This window comes from Psychrobacter sp. I-STPA10, assembly GCF_021012795.1.
Classification (GTDB): Bacteria; Pseudomonadota; Gammaproteobacteria; order Pseudomonadales; family Moraxellaceae; genus Psychrobacter.
Window position 1 is genome coordinate 40,000 of the sequence record NZ_VFYU01000017.1, and the last position, 15,082, is coordinate 55,081.

Consider the following 15,082-nt stretch of genomic DNA (forward strand, 5'->3'; position numbering starts at 1 on the left):
ATATAAAAAAATTGAAAGGAGTTTAGTATGACAACTTTAAGTCCAAAAGACGTGGTCATCGTAGATGGCGTACGTACGGCAATGGGTAAATCAAAAAATGGTATGTTTCGCAACGTGCGAGCCGATAGCATGTCAGCCGAATTGGTGCGTGCTTTAGTCGAGCGTAATGACTTTGATACCAATGATGTGGAAGATGTGATTTGGGGCTGTGTCAATCAGACCTTAGAGCAAGGTATGAACATCGGGCGTAACATCGGCTTACTTGCTGATATTCCAAAAACTGCGGGCGGGCAAACAGTCAACCGTCTGTGCGGCTCATCTATGCAAGCTCTACATACTGCCGCAGCACAAATTATGACTGGTCAAGGCGATACCTTTATCATCGGTGGTGTTGAGCATATGGGACACGTCGGTATGATGCATGGTATCGACATCAACCCTGAAGCCTCAAAGCACTATGCCAAAGCCTCAAACATGATGGGCTTAACCGCAGAGATGCTGGGTCGTATGAACGGCATTACTCGTGAACAGCAAGATGCGTTTGGTCTTGAGTCACATCGTCGTGCTTGGGAGGCGACACAGCAAGGTCGCTTTGATAACGAAATCATTGGTATCGAAGGTCATGACGAAAACGGACATCTACAGCTTTGTACCGTTGATGAAGTGATTCGCCCTGACGCCACTTTAGAATCTATGCAAAAATTACGTCCTGCTTTTGACCCTAAAGGTGGTACTGTGACTGCCGCGACTTCATCGGCATTGTCTGATGGTGCGTCTGCCATGTTAGTGATGTCAGCACAAAAAGCACAAGATTTGGGGCTAAAACCACGTGCACGTATTCGTGGTATGGCAGTAGCAGGTTGTGATGCAGCCATCATGGGTTATGGTCCTGTTCCTGCTACCCAAAAAGCGCTAAAACGTGCAGGCATGAGCCTTGATGACATGCAAACTATTGAGCTAAACGAAGCCTTTGCGGCACAAAGTTTGGCGGTATTAAAGTCGCTTAACTTGTTAGATAAGCAAGACATCGTCAACGTCAATGGTGGTGCAATCGCACTTGGTCACCCACTGGGCTGTTCTGGTGCTCGTATTACCGTTACTTTGCTCAATGCGATGGAGCAAAAAGGTACGCAGTTTGGACTTGCGACCATGTGTATTGGTCTGGGTCAAGGTATTGCAACCGTGATTGAGCGTATCTAATCATCGATTTATTTAACTGTTTTTGATTAATGTTAACTTTTGAATGATGTTAAAAAGGCAGGTTGCTAATGGTAACCTGTCTTTTTTATTTGTTATGATTCTTATTTATTGTAGCCATGAACACGAGGTATGGTACGTAAAAAATCTTTGACAGGTTTTGATAACTCAGTCAGTGGATTGCCTGTTAAATCAAGTTGCCTTAACTCTTTTAGATGACAAATACTTTCAGGTAATGTGCTGAGCTGATTATAACGAATATTAAGCTCTGTTAATTTAGTGAGTTGCCCAATACTTTCAGACAGTTGGGTTAGTTGATTATTCCCAATACTAAGCCTTTCTAAATTAGTCAGTTGTCCAATTTCATTAGGTAAATAGGTAATTTTGGGCAGGTGAGCTTTGTTCTCATCATAGCGATTAAGATTTAATTCTGTTATCGCCAGCAGTTTTTCTTTATCTCTTGGTACTTCATTCTCTGGAATCTCAAACTCATCTGCCCACGCAAAGATTTTTTGTGTCCAGTTATCATGATGAGCCAAAGTCATACTTATCTTTCCTATTTGATGTCATATTTATCGTTGAGTCATTTTGTCGATAAAAAATGTATTTTGAATTATATTCAATAATAATTAATTTTTAACTGCTTTGTTAGGGTTTAAGGATAAATTCTTGTGTTAGTCTTATTTATATTATTGTAAGTGAATGGTAATATATGTGTCATAATTGGCATTTAGTGATATGGAATGAATCATGATTGCCATGTAGGATTCATGTGAGGAGTGTGTGGAAGGAAGTCAGCAATAGCAGACATGGTTTTTAGTGGCTTTTTTAAGTCATTTAGTCGCAAATAGATAGTAAAAATAATTAAATAATGAAAGTTTTTTATTAGTATTATCATGTTACATATTCACCATCATCGCTTTACTATGGATGGTAGGGTGAGTAATTCTTTTATATTTATATTTTATTCTTAATAATACCATTCTTAATATTGTGAGTTTTTTATGTTGTCATTTTTTAGCAAGCTATTTCGATTTAGAGTGTTGTTTTTATCTTTATTGGCTTTTGTACTATTAATCTCAGGTATTTTACTGAGTAACTATATTGTTAATTATCACGTAGAGCGTAACTCAGGCATCATTTATGCTGCTGGTGAGATGAGTGACCAATTTTATAACTTAGCTTTGGATATTCAACAACTGAGTTTGGCACAACCCAATGAGCGACCACAGATTATTGAGCAGACACAAAAGGCGCAGGCAGAAATTAATACTTTAATTGAGCGACTGGATAAGGGTGGGACTTATGAATATAATTATGGAGATGAAGGTTATATTGATGTTTCTGCCCTTGATTCGGAGACTAGTCGGAAAGCATTAAGCGAACTACGTCAAGTTTGGCAAATATATCAAAATAATATTGATTCTACGATTGATGGAAACAACTATAATAGTAATCAAGCATTAGCAAATTATGCTTATGAAAATAAAGATAATATTTATGATACCATTGATAAGATCTATGCAGATAGGTTTGAAAATAACCAATATTGGACAGAAATTGCTAAATATATTTTGTTTATTGATATGATTTTTGCGGCGTTATACTTTTTATGGTTTATTTTTTATTTTGTTCGTAGACTATTAATTTCTGAAGAAAATTTACAAACATCAAATCAACAAATTCAAGATATTCTAATAACCATCAAGGAAGGGTTATTTTTAGTAGATAAAGATTTGGTTATTGCTGACCAGTATTCAACTGAATTAAAAAGAATGTTACAAAAAGAAAATATTGCTGGTAAAAAATTTACTCAGCTATTAGAAGATAGTATTAGTGCAGAAGATTTAGAGAATACCAAAACCTTTATTGATCAACTTTATAGTCCTTGGGTAGTAGAAGAATTAATTACGGATTTAAACCCTTTAAAGCGCATAAAAGTGGCAAGTAATGATGATAATGGGATGCCAGTTATACGCTATTTAGATTTTGATTTTTATCGAGTGGTAAAAGAGGAAGAAATCGATAGGGTATTGGTCAGAGTCAGTGATGTTTCTGAAGCGGTAGAGCTAGAAAGACGCTTGATTGACGAGCAACAACAAAGTAGCCGTCAGATTGAAATGCTAAGCAATATATTGTCATTAAATAAAGAAATGCTCCAGACCTTTTTGGACAATACATTTATTCGTTTGGAAATTGTGAATAATATTTTAAAAACACCCGGTGCAAAAACATACGAAATGCAGCAAAAGGCACAAGAAATATTTCGACAAATGCATAGTATAAAAGGTGAGGCATCTTTTTTACGATTATTACCTTTTGTTGATTTGGCACATGAAACTGAAGAACATGTTAAAGTCTTGATAAATAAACCAGATTTGGTGGGTAATGACTTTTTGGCAATGGCGGTGAGTTTTGATTCTTTATATGAGTTGACTAAATTTGTATCACAACTGGCAACACAACTGAATTTATATGATGGTAAGAAATCAACATTAGAAAATACGAGCATTCATCATTTAGATGAAAATCCAACAGAAGAGGAAATTATACATATAATAGATTCTAATAGTAATGATGAAGTAAACGATGATGAAGTAAATAATGATGAAGTAAATAATGATGAAGTAAATAATGATGAAGTAAATAATGATGAAATAGATGGGATAAATGAAAAAACTGATCAAAGTATAGAAGCTAGTTCCAAGAATTTTGAATCTACGAATGCGATTATTGAAAATAATCAGAGTGAAGTTGAAGTAGAGGCACTAAATACTTCTAAACCTGAAATAATACAGTCAGAGCCACTTCAAGATGAACATGCAGCAAATGTAAGCCTTGAAAATATAGAAATAACTCAGCTAGAAAATTTAGAGTCAGAAAGTGAAATGTGTGATGTTGTTTCTGATAGTAAAACAAATGAAACAGCGATGTTTGTTAGCAAAGTAACATCTGACTCAGTAGTGGCATTACAGCTTGCTCAGTTCGTGCAAGACATTGCCAAGCGTTATAATAAACAAGTTCAGTTACAGTGTCAGTATTGGGAGGATAGTAAACTTTCTGCAACTTTACAAATGGGAATTAAAGATATTTGTATTCAGATGCTACGTAATAGTGTGGTTCATGGTATTGAACCTGCTGCTATTAGAAAAGAAATGGGTAAACCAGCCATTGGTAGTATACAAATTAATCTGATGCATGATGAGATTGAAAATTGTGTTTTATTTAGTTGTTATGATGATGGGCAGGGTTTGCAAACAGATAAAATCATTGCTTCATCTGTTGAGTCAGGTGTCATTAGTAGTGAGCGTGCCCATACGTTAACTCAAGATGAGGTAACACAGCTTATCTTTGGAATCGGTGTCTCAACTGCTGAAAATATTACTGAGGATGCAGGTAGGGGCATGGGAATGGATATTATCCAATCGCAAGTGGCAGCACTGGGTGGTACTTTAAATTGTGAGAGTCGCACAGGTGAAAGTACCAAATTTAATATTGTTATTCCCCTTGTTTAAGTTAGTGTCTTATACAAACCAAATAAATTAGGAAAAGATATGCATAAATTGATGATTGTCGACGATTCTAACATCATGCGAAATCGTATTGAACGAAGCTTTAAAGAAGATAATATCGAAATTGTTGCCACTGCTGGCGATGGCGTAGAAGCATTAAAAGAATTTGATCTGCATCAACCTGACTTAATTACCATGGATTTGACCATGCCGCATATGGATGGTCTTGAATGTATTCAAAAAATTATTGCTAAAGAGACAGGGGTTAGTATTTTGGTTGTCTCCGCATTGAGCGATAAGGCAACAGCTTTAAAAGCCCTTAAATATGGCGCACGTGGATTTTTGTGTAAGCCCTTTGGTGAAGAGGAATTAGTTAATGCTTTGAATAAATTGATTAAATATCAGTTAAAACGCTAAAGGTTTGAATCCTACTCTCAACTTGATTGACTCAATTAAAATATAACCCATCCCCAATCCTTTCTTTAAAATAGGGGCAGGACGGCAGGACTTAAAAGCCAGCTCCTTCCCCTAATAATGACAGTTTTATGAAGACTTATTGAGCAACTTTATAACATAAAGCTTATGCAAAAGTATGATATTCGCTTTATAAAGCGGCGAGCAATTTTTACGAAGCCTCTGGAATTACGTACAGCCAGCTCAGAGTATTAAAGGTAATGATTACCAATCGCTAATAATCTAGAAAAATGCGTAAGTTCTATACCAAAAGGATATTGCATTGGTTATGTAAAGGGTATATAAATAAGGTGGTAAAAAATGTAACTTATTAATATTAATGGAATTTTTACTATGAAATTTTTAACTATTACCCTATCATCAGCCATGCTTATGTTGTTAGCGGGCTGTGCCACCACCAGTAACCCTTGCCAATCAGACAATCCTGTGTATCAACAAAAATATCGTGCTGCCATCGCCAATGGTCAAAGTGAACAAGCTGCACATAAAATCGCCAATGATGCGTGTGTGAATCAGCAGATGGGTGAGATGTCAAAAGAAGTTGGTTTATAAATTGATGATAACTGCTGGTGATAAAAGTTAAAAACAAGTAGGTAAGGGCAGACTACTTTTAGTTTCCATAACAGCACATATTATCACTTGTAACTAAAACGCTTCTGGCATAATGTTAGAGGCGTTTTTTGTATTTAATATTTAATAATCACTAGCAATCATTCAGACTTACTAACACAGTTACTGTCAATACAAACATAAAATGAGAAATAGTGGAAGAAGGAAAATAGCATGTCCACACGTACCCAAAATCGCTCAAAAACAGTGGCAAAAGTTGCTTTGATTAGTCTAATTGGAACAGGGGTAGCACTGCTTGCCAATGCTAAAAATATTTCAGCCAAATTAGCAGATGAGCATAATGTAAAGACATTACAGCCACAGACAATCAAAGGTGCAGTGAATAAAACAGTAGAAGTTTTTAGCTTAATGACACCGCAAGGTCAGCAGTATCATGTCTATGACCCAGAATCAATTATTGATGAGCTGGCAAAGCAACGTGGTATTTATAGTCATTATTATCAGATGGATAGGGTTTGTATCAAGGGGTTAATTAGTAAAGTGGGCAGTTATGGGCATTTAGGACAGTTTGAGCGGCAATTAACGGTGACTGGACGCTGTGATTAACTTAACTGGTGATTGACGGAACTGTTAGACTGTGTCTTAATAAAAGTCTATCCATTTATCAGTAAGATATGGATTATATCGCAATGGAATGAATGTGACCGCTAATCAATTTTAATGATAACTTTCGCATAAACAAGGAGAGAACTATGTCCACGATTACGACCGATAAAACCTACCGCATCATGCGTGATAACTGTCAGGCAATGCTGATTGATGTACAAGAAAAACTCACTCCGCATATCTATCGCCATCAAGAAATCATCCAAAAGACAGTTACCTTACTCCAAGGGCTACAAGCATTAGATATACCAATCATGCACAATGAACAATATAAAAAGGGACTGGGTGAGACTGTCCCTGAGATTATGGCGGTATTAGGTAATACTAAAGGGCAGCAATTTGAAAAGGTCAGCTTTAGTGTTTGCGATGATGACGAAGCATGGAACTATCTGGCACAGCAAAATCGCAATGCCGTGTTGTTATTTGGGGTAGAGACGCATGTTTGTGTGATGCAAACAGCTTTAGATTTGCTTGATAATGGCATGCAACCCATTATTATCGCTGATGCTACAGGTTCACGTAATGCGTATGACCGCAGGCAAGCCATACGTCGTATGCGCCGAGCAGGTGCGGTGATTACCACTACTGAGGCGATATTGTTTGAGTTGTGTCGTAGCTCAAAAGACCCTGCATTTAAGACCATCAGTAATTTGGTGAAATAGATGCCATCAATTTCAATGAATAGTGATGTTGATAATACTGTAGCAAGCTTTAGTGAAACTGCTGTAGAAGGCACCACAGAAAATGTGGTAGAAAGTATGGATACCATGCAAGACATCACCCAGTTTCTACTACAGCTTGATGCGCTTAAACACATTGAGCGGCGCAGTTATATCACGGGTGGCAGTCGGCTTGAGAACTCTGCTGAGCATTCATGGCATTTAGCAATGGCAGCTTGGGCGATTGCTACCTATTTTGAGTTACCACTTAATCATGAACGCTTATTGAAGATGGCATTGGTACATGATTTGGGTGAAATAGATGCAGGTGATACCTTTTTGTATGCACCTCAGCGTTCTGAGGCTCATCTTGCTGAGCGTCAAGGTATGCAGCGTTTACAAAATCACGCGGGGCATGGTATCAGCGATTTAGTAGCGATATGGGAAGCGCAAGAAACAGGAGCAAGCAGTGAAGCGAAGCTGATTAAAGTGGTTGATAGGCTGTTGCCATTTTTGCTTAATATCAACACAAAAGGCAGAACGTGGCAAGATTTGGGCGTTAGCCGCTCGCAAGTAGCGGCAGCACATGCGTTTATTGCCAACGAGTTTCCAATTATTCATCATTGGATATATGTGCAGATTGAACACGCTACTAAAATGGGTTGGCTGATTGATGAGTAAATGAGCAAGGCATACTTATGATAACCACTATTTTAATAGGCTTAAAACGCTTAAAAAATAGGTTTATTGCTATCGGACTGATGGTGTTTTTGAGTAGTGTTATTGCTACAGTAGCTCAAGCAGGTGTGGTCAGTTCTGGTAATAAACTGGCACATGATGCCAAAAAACAAATCGGGGTGACGGTGGGCTATGACCCTGCTTATCGTCAGCTAGATTTTCCACGAGGTGACGTGCCTCAGCATATAGGGGTTTGTACCGATGTGGTTATTCGTGCTTATCGCCTACAAAACATTGATTTGCAACAATTGGTCAATCACGACATGAAAAATAACTGGTCTGCTTATCCCAAAATTTGGGGGCTAAGTGGTACAGATAGCAATATTGACCATCGGCGTGTGCCCAATCTTGAGGTATTTTTTGCCCATCGTGGGCAGAGTTTATCATTAACAGATAAAAGTAGCTTTAAAGTAGGCGATATTGTGACTTGGCGACTGCCCAATGGTAACTTACCTCACATTGGCATCGTTTCTGATAAAAAAACCATGAATGGTACACCGCTGATTATTCATAATATTGGGCGTGGGACCCAGGAAAATGATATTTTATTTGCCTATCCTATCTCAGGGCATTTTCGGTATTAAAACTCAGCTATTGAAGCCATGCCAATAAAACTATACTATTAAAATCATATCATCAACATCATGGTTAAAATAATCTTATCTTAAATTCAAGCACTCAATACTCACTGCCGACTTAGTAGTTGTTGCCAGTTCAATCTTATGAAAAAATCAACGCTTATTATATTAACCAGCATTTGTGTCATTGAAGTCCTGCTTTTGCTGCTATTAACACTTGCTTTGCCGCTTGGGGTATTGCCATACTTTTCTGATTTATACCGTTCTTTTGGCGCAAAGCCACATCAGAGTTATTTTATTTTACAACGATTTGCTCATCTGCTGTGGTTATTGCCAATACTGGATATTGGGCTATTGCTGCTATCAGTACTGGCTAAAAAAAAGACATGGTTTTTTTTATTAATGGGATTTGTGTTATTGCAAGCTGTGATGATATTAATCCCATTATATAGTGGGGTGTTTATCATACCAACAATAACGAATTAAGCTTTCTATTCTTGTACTGAGATTCAAATATTCGCACCTGCCATTTTTTGTGAAGAGACACTGGCAGTCCCCATCAGCTCACCCATTTTAATCACAGATTCATGCTGTAAACCGACTTGCCACTGTGTATTGGCAGCCTCAGGCAAAATCACAATGGCGGTTGAGCCTAAATAAAACCTTCCTAATTCATCGCCTTTTTTTAGTGGTATATGATGCGTTTGTTCTTGTATGGTAGTTGTACTACGTTTCATTTTGCCTGTAGCAACCGTTTCGATGCCAGCAACAATCATTGCACCAACTAAGACCACAGCGGCAGTGCCAAATTCGGTATCAAATAAGCATACCATGCGCTCATTGCGCGCAAATAAATCAAGCACATTATCGGCAGTGGTGTTATTAACCGAAAATAATGTACCGGGAAGATAGCGGGTTTTGATGAGTGTGCCATCAAAGGGCATATGCACTCGGTGGTAGTTGCTTGGTGCTAGATAGACGGTGGCAAACGTGCCATTTTGAAAATATCTGCCTTCTTCGATTGAGGCAAGTAGATGTCCAATGTCATACTCACGCCCTTTGGCTTGCAATATCTGTTCACGATTGATACGACCGATTTGTGACACCATACCATCAGCAGGCGAGACGATACCATTTGGTGTTTGGTCAATCGGACGCGCATTGTCTGCTAACTCACGCGTAAAAAAGTCATTAAAGCTGTCATAATCATCTAAATCTGGACGAGCATAGTCATTCATCTTGATGCCATATACTTTGGCAAAGGTATGCACAAACGCTTTTGTTACCAGTGGGTTTTTGCTGGCAGCCACCTTACCCACTACTTTACTAAGTAGTTGCTGTGGTACGATATACTGTGAGGTGGTAAATAGTTGTGCTTTTTTATTCCCACGTTTCTTGGTGGGTTTGTTATCAATGTTATTCATAATGGTTAATATCTTGATGATGTGGATGCGTCATTATTAATATGAAGTTAATAAATAGAGAGATAAAATAATATATTGACCTGAATTCGGGATAAGGGAATTACTAACCAACTGAAAATAATTAAGTTTTTGCTACTTGTCTATAAGCAGATACATTTTTCAATGATGGTTTAAGTGGAAACCAACAATAAGCAACCAATCCTGCCAATAAATTGGCAGCAAAACCAGACACACTACGATGACGAGAATGCTCAATCTGACACAAGTTCTTCAACTCATCAAATACCGTCTCAATCAAAGAACGTTGATTAAGTAGACCTTCATCAAAAGGGTCAAGCGTCTGCTTTTTCATGTTTTTACGTAGCTTAGTCATGAAGTCTATATCTGACACACTACGATGACGAGAATGCTCAATCTGACACAAGTTCTTCAACTCATCAAATACTGTCTCAATCAAAGAACGTTGATTAAGTAGACCTTCATCAAAAGGGTCAAGCGTCTGCTTTTTCATGTTTTTACGTAGCTTAGTCATGAAGTCTATATCATCTTCCAAGAGTGTTTCTTTAAGCTCCTGACTAACATAGCCTTTATCTCCAAATAGCTTGCCAAACAAATCATCTGCCATGCCCTGTTTAAGTGGAACTCTATCATCTATATTGCCTCGTGTTACTCTAATGACCAGTAATTCACCATGATGATTAATAACAGCGTGCAGCTTGAATCCATAAAACCAACCCATACTTGTCTTGCCTCGTTCAGCAATGCCTTTAAAAACTTTATGTCGTTTGATTCGTTTGTTATGACAGACTGATAGTTTAGTGGCATCAATAAAACTAATACCAGTGCAATGTCCCATTAAGCTTTTAAGATAAACACATAGTGGCATTATGCTGCGAGGTATCAGTTCTATAAAGCGAGAATAGCTCGGTAGATTAGGAAAGTATTCTTTCATCATGCCAAGCATATGATGATAGTAAAAACCTTTAAATTGCCGATAACGTAGTTGATGAAACAGTACCAATATGGTCATTATCTCTGGTACACTTATTTTGCATGCTCTTAATCGCTTTCTGCCATTTTCGATAAGCTGCTTTTCAAATTCTGGTTTGAATTGTTGATAAAAGTCGTCAATATGGCAGTATAGTTCGGTTAGGTTGTCCATGTAAGAAGTCCTTTTGTTAGGCTTGTCTTGGTAAACTAACTTTAACAATTTTGGACTTCTTTTTTTATACCTCGCTTATCCCGAATTCAGGTTGGAGTTAAAATTTATACCAAGATGTTTAAATAACTTTAAGTCTAGAAAAATTAGTATAGTGACTGAAGTTGAGAGTGAGGTCTTTTAAGGCTTATTTATCATTAAAAACTAATAACCATGCTGTTTTTTGACATGACTATCAATTAAAATACTGGATTCATGCGAATTATATAATTCATAATAGATTAACAGATATAGATAATAAACTCTTATCACCTACCCTATATGCCATATAATACAAAACCCGCCCAATAATAAGGCTCTGTATAGCGATTACCAACAGCACCACTACTAAACTCATCCTTAGTTTCAGCAAGTGCTTGGTAATGGGTTTTTCCTTTAGAAATTTTATCCCAGAATATCTGCATAAATAGGGCAGTTGCGGCATCATCTACCTTCCAAAGCGTCAGTAATGTATCTCTATTACCTGCTACATACAGCGCATAGGGTAATCCTTGTATTCCTTCTCCTTTGACTACCTTACCTAACGCAGACTCGCAAGCACTCATTACTAATAAGTCACTTTTCAGATTGATTTTTGGCCATTCACCAGCAGTAATATAACCATCTTCATCTCTACCATCACCTGTCTGTGTCAATATGATGGCTGACTGGCTAGGGTATGCTGTGTTTAAATAGCCATGTGCTGCAAAATGAATACGTTGATACGTATCTAATTTATTATTCTTTGACATATTTCTAATGGTATATTCACTTGCTTGCTCACCCAAAATAGCATCCCCTTTCATCAGTCCTGCAATATACTGAACTTCAGGACGTGTACAAGCTAAATTGCTCAGCTTATTTCTGCGCATATCTTGATAAGCAGCCTCAGCAGCACGTATGCTACCGTCATAGGTTGATACTTCCTGCTGAGCCATCGCAAAAAATATTTCAGTTTTGTTGTCGTTTACACTTTGCGAATCACATTGCTTTCTATTTTTGTCAGTTTTATCGTAGATGGCATCTCCCACAACCAATACAGACTTATCTCGGCTGCCTTGCTGTTGATATTGGTGCTGTCTATCTTGTAATAGCTTATATACTGACAAGCTTTGAATTAATGTGACTTCTACAAAATCTGCAAGCTTACCCTCTTTATAAGGTAAATTATCCCAAGGGATAGTTGCCAGTAGTCCATCAGGAGCAATGATTAATCGCTTTTTCTTATCCTTATCGTTGCCTATTTGTTGCTGATAAGGTGCTAATAATATTTCGCTCAGCTTTTGTCCAATCTGCTTGAGCATTAGTTTACGATAAGCATCATAATGATTTGGATTTAACTCAACCGCATCTTGAGGCATAGTAGCGACTTGTGTCAGATAATTTTGATCTTGATAACGATAAAAACGTAGCGGTGAATTTTTTATATTTAGCTGATGAGAAGTAGTCAGTGCATGTAACCAACGATAGCTTTCAGCAAGCCGTTCGACTTCGCCAAAATCTGGAATATTAACATTTAATGTGCCAGACTTGGTTAATGCCATACTGATGGCTTGCCTCTCACCAGTATTATTATATAGATAGGATAAAAACACACTCTGGCTAGGTAATATTTGTACTGCAGTCTCTTTGTTTAGAGTATTAATTTGAGTCAAAGACGCATATCTTGGATACTTTTTCCTTAGCTCATCATCTAGCTGATTATACTCAGTATTTACTTGTTTCAACTCATCTAGCAAATTCTGCTGCTCATCTGGCTTAGCTGTTTCTAGCTTAGCTTCTAACTCTGTAATCTGTTGACTATAATCTTTTAACTTTTGTGCTTTATTTTTAGGTATGTCACTATTATCTATGGCATTATCTTTGATCAACTGGTTCAGTAAGTGTCTGGCTCGTGACTGCTCACTGGTCGCAAATACGGTCGCTAAATCTTCTACCTGTGTTGACTTAGCTAATAACTGCATATACTCTAAATAAATTTGATAAGGATCTACTTGGATTAATTCATCAGATTGCTCTTCAATACTTAGTGCAAATGGTTTTATTCTTAATTGGTTAATAGCATCGATTGATTTTTTAAAATATTGTAAAGCTTGTTTTTTATCATTATTAGCCAATAATACTTTGGCATAAACATAGTTACCATAAATATATAATATTTTTTTTGATTCTTGCTCACTGTTTTTATATATATCTAAAAATTTAATATATGAATCAATTGTCCCTAAAGCCTCTTCATGTTTATCCATACTATTATACATATCAGCTAGATACATCTTGTTTGATAGTATTTCTAATAAAAAAGAAAAATTGTTATAGTCACCTGTCGAATTATCCTCATCCAAGGAAGTATTCAATATATCAACACTCATGTTTTCTATTAAAGACGAGACCTCATCATCTATCAGTCTATTATTCTCAATTAACAATTCTAATACTTTATCCGTTCCTTTATAATCTTTTATTAGATTTTCATTAATTTTTATCCAGCTATATTGATTATATCCACTTAGTTCTTTAATATTTTTTTTCTTTATCTCCTCCCAAACTTTAGCATCTAGTTTACTATCCATTACTTTGCCCATACTATCTTTTTCAATTATATATTCATATTTCAGATCTAATAAATGAAGTTTATATTTTTCAGTATTTAGGATATCATAAAGCCTGTATATTCTTTCGGTACTCATACTTAGTATAACATCAAACCAAAATTGACGCTCCTTATCATCCATTGACTTATTATTTAATATAAGATATATAAGCTCTGGATACTTTTCTATCGCTAATTTATTTAACTGCAATACACTTTTTTTGTTCTCAATAGTTACTTTAGATGATTCATCAGATTTATCTATAATTTGCAATCCTAAAGCACTTTTATAATCTTTATTTTTTAAATACTCATTTATTAAAATACTTTTAGCGTACCTTCCTATAACTGCATCCAATAATCCTAATTCTCTAAAAATATCGTATGATTTTTCAAGTGTACTTAAAAAATAATTATTTGAAATATTCAACTTATCATAATAATATAACTGCGTATCTAATAACTGTACAAAAGCAATTGAGTTTTCATCAATATTTTCCTTAACTATTTTTTTTTGCTTTTCTAGTATTTCTAGAGATTTATCATATTTTTCATCTGAATTATTTTTTAGTACTTCCTCAGTTAATACAATGTAATTCTTCCAAGTTTTATCCCACTTCTCATCCATCTCCTTCTTTATTTTCTTAGCTTCACTTTCAGAGTATATATTTGACAAAACGTTAAAATCTTCTTTTAGGATTTTATAATCATCCTTATTATCTAACAAGGCCATACTTTGTAATAATAAACTATTAAATTCCTCCTTGTTTCCTTGATAGTATTGTATATGCGCATAATTAATAGTAGCTACAGAACTAAACAAATCATTTTCGTAAGCCGCTTTGCAAATACTAGTGGCTATATCCATGTTATTAGCTAATAAATTATACCAACATACACTATTAGAGAAATCTCTATCATTTGGATATGCATCATAGGCTCGGGTCATCATTTCTACAAAACTATCTCGATACTTATCTTGCAATTCTTTTGACATACTATGATATATACTTCTTAACTTATAATAACTATCTTTGCTAACATTATTATCTTTGCTTGACTCTGTTTCAATGAGCTGTTGCTGTAAGTCAAATGCCTTAGCAAATTGCTTGCTAGTGATATAATCTTCAATCTCATATTTAAGATTGTCATCAATTGATAAATCCTCACCATTTTCTGCTTCTTCTATTGCCAATTCAGCATCCTGCAAAACCGTCTGAGCATCTTGGATTGCCTTATCGTCTGCAGATGGCTGTAAATATTTTTCGGCTGCTGATAGAGTCGATTCTTCAATAGCCTCGTCGCTACCACTATCAACAGTAGTCCCTAAGCTTTCACTTTCCTCTGCCCACGCTAATGAATGTGAACCTAAAAAAATGGCTGTTAACAAAGCTAATTTATTTAATTTCATTGACTTTCTTTGTACTACCTTCATGACACCCTTCTTTCTTTGAATAATTATTTTTATGAAAA

At 36.2% G+C, this 15,082-nt stretch carries 13 protein-coding genes; 9 read left to right on the forward strand and 4 right to left on the reverse strand.

Going from position 1 to position 15,082, the window contains the following annotated elements:
- Positions 1-27 precede the first annotated feature (27 nt).
- A complete protein-coding gene (fadA, locus tag FHK89_RS08535; RefSeq protein WP_230659052.1) occupies positions 28-1,200 on the forward strand; it encodes an acetyl-CoA C-acyltransferase FadA in 1,173 nt (390 codons plus the stop codon).
- A 101-nt stretch (positions 1,201-1,301) separates the two neighbouring features.
- Here the strand turns inward: fadA and FHK89_RS08540 are convergent, their stop codons facing one another.
- A complete protein-coding gene (locus FHK89_RS08540) occupies positions 1,302-1,742 on the reverse strand; it encodes a leucine-rich repeat domain-containing protein (protein ID WP_230659054.1) in 441 nt (146 codons plus the stop codon).
- A 459-nt stretch (positions 1,743-2,201) separates the two neighbouring features.
- Between FHK89_RS08540 and FHK89_RS08545 the strand changes: the two genes are divergently transcribed.
- The 8 genes from FHK89_RS08545 to FHK89_RS08580 all read left to right on the forward strand — a co-directional run bounded on the left by FHK89_RS08545 (position 2,202) and on the right by FHK89_RS08580 (position 8,880).
- Positions 2,202-4,712 carry an ATP-binding protein gene (locus tag FHK89_RS08545; RefSeq protein WP_230659056.1) on the forward strand — a complete coding sequence of 837 codons (2,511 nt, stop codon included), beginning with the start codon at positions 2,202-2,204 and terminating at the stop codon, positions 4,710-4,712.
- 39 nt (positions 4,713-4,751) lie between these two features.
- Positions 4,752-5,126 (forward strand): response regulator, encoded by a 375-nt coding sequence (locus FHK89_RS08550; protein ID WP_230659058.1) that lies wholly within the window; start codon positions 4,752-4,754, stop codon positions 5,124-5,126.
- Positions 5,127-5,516: 390 nt separating this feature from the next.
- The gene (locus tag FHK89_RS08555) at positions 5,517-5,735 is read left to right on the forward strand and encodes a YgdI/YgdR family lipoprotein (protein WP_230659060.1); all 219 of its coding nucleotides are present in this window, start codon (positions 5,517-5,519) and stop codon (positions 5,733-5,735) included.
- Positions 5,736-5,966: 231 nt separating this feature from the next.
- Positions 5,967-6,359 (forward strand): hypothetical protein, encoded by a 393-nt coding sequence (locus FHK89_RS08560; protein ID WP_230659062.1) that lies wholly within the window; start codon positions 5,967-5,969, stop codon positions 6,357-6,359.
- Positions 6,360-6,505: 146 nt separating this feature from the next.
- Positions 6,506-7,081: an isochorismatase family protein gene (locus tag FHK89_RS08565; protein WP_230659064.1), complete on the forward strand. Its 576-nt coding sequence runs from the start codon at positions 6,506-6,508 to the stop codon at positions 7,079-7,081.
- The gene (locus tag FHK89_RS08570; protein WP_230659066.1) at positions 7,082-7,759 is read left to right on the forward strand and encodes an HD domain-containing protein; all 678 of its coding nucleotides are present in this window, start codon (positions 7,082-7,084) and stop codon (positions 7,757-7,759) included.
- A gap of 17 nt (positions 7,760-7,776) precedes the next feature.
- Positions 7,777-8,400 (forward strand): DUF1287 domain-containing protein, encoded by a 624-nt coding sequence (locus tag FHK89_RS08575; protein ID WP_230659068.1) that lies wholly within the window; start codon positions 7,777-7,779, stop codon positions 8,398-8,400.
- A 138-nt stretch (positions 8,401-8,538) separates the two neighbouring features.
- Entirely contained in the window at positions 8,539-8,880 is a 342-nt protein-coding gene (locus FHK89_RS08580) for a hypothetical protein (RefSeq protein ID WP_230659070.1), read from the forward strand.
- Positions 8,881-8,903: 23 nt separating this feature from the next.
- Here FHK89_RS08580 and asd read toward each other — a convergent pair whose 3' ends face one another.
- From asd to FHK89_RS08600, 3 genes are all read right to left on the reverse strand, one after another.
- Positions 8,904-9,818 (reverse strand): archaetidylserine decarboxylase, encoded by a 915-nt coding sequence (gene asd / locus FHK89_RS08585; RefSeq protein ID WP_230659072.1) that lies wholly within the window; start codon positions 9,816-9,818, stop codon positions 8,904-8,906.
- Positions 9,819-9,939: 121 nt separating this feature from the next.
- Positions 9,940-10,980 carry an IS982 family transposase gene (locus FHK89_RS08595; protein WP_268992947.1) on the reverse strand — a complete coding sequence of 347 codons (1,041 nt, stop codon included), beginning with the start codon at positions 10,978-10,980 and terminating at the stop codon, positions 9,940-9,942.
- A 314-nt stretch (positions 10,981-11,294) separates the two neighbouring features.
- On the reverse strand, positions 11,295-15,020 hold the full coding sequence (locus tag FHK89_RS08600) for a CHAT domain-containing protein (protein WP_230656376.1): 3,726 nt from the start codon (positions 15,018-15,020) through the stop codon (positions 11,295-11,297).
- Positions 15,021-15,082 lie beyond the last annotated feature (62 nt).

Coding starts and splice junctions, on each gene's coding strand:
- FHK89_RS08560 (WP_230659062.1), top strand. CDS start 5,967: ATGTCCACACGTACCCAAAATCGCTCAAAAACAGTGGCAAAAGTTGCT.
- FHK89_RS08550 (WP_230659058.1), top strand. CDS start 4,752: ATGCATAAATTGATGATTGTCGACGATTCTAACATCATGCGAAATCGT.
- FHK89_RS08540 (WP_230659054.1), bottom strand. CDS start 1,742: ATGACTTTGGCTCATCATGATAACTGGACACAAAAAATCTTTGCGTGG.
- FHK89_RS08580 (WP_230659070.1), top strand. CDS start 8,539: ATGAAAAAATCAACGCTTATTATATTAACCAGCATTTGTGTCATTGAA.
- FHK89_RS08545 (WP_230659056.1), top strand. CDS start 2,202: ATGTTGTCATTTTTTAGCAAGCTATTTCGATTTAGAGTGTTGTTTTTA.
- FHK89_RS08555 (WP_230659060.1), top strand. CDS start 5,517: ATGAAATTTTTAACTATTACCCTATCATCAGCCATGCTTATGTTGTTA.
- FHK89_RS08595 (WP_268992947.1), bottom strand. CDS start 10,980: ATGGACAACCTAACCGAACTATACTGCCATATTGACGACTTTTATCAA.
- asd (WP_230659072.1), bottom strand. CDS start 9,818: ATGAATAACATTGATAACAAACCCACCAAGAAACGTGGGAATAAAAAA.
- FHK89_RS08575 (WP_230659068.1), top strand. CDS start 7,777: ATGATAACCACTATTTTAATAGGCTTAAAACGCTTAAAAAATAGGTTT.
- fadA (WP_230659052.1), top strand. CDS start 28: ATGACAACTTTAAGTCCAAAAGACGTGGTCATCGTAGATGGCGTACGT.
- FHK89_RS08565 (WP_230659064.1), top strand. CDS start 6,506: ATGTCCACGATTACGACCGATAAAACCTACCGCATCATGCGTGATAAC.
- FHK89_RS08570 (WP_230659066.1), top strand. CDS start 7,082: ATGCCATCAATTTCAATGAATAGTGATGTTGATAATACTGTAGCAAGC.
- FHK89_RS08600 (WP_230656376.1), bottom strand. CDS start 15,020: ATGAAATTAAATAAATTAGCTTTGTTAACAGCCATTTTTTTAGGTTCA.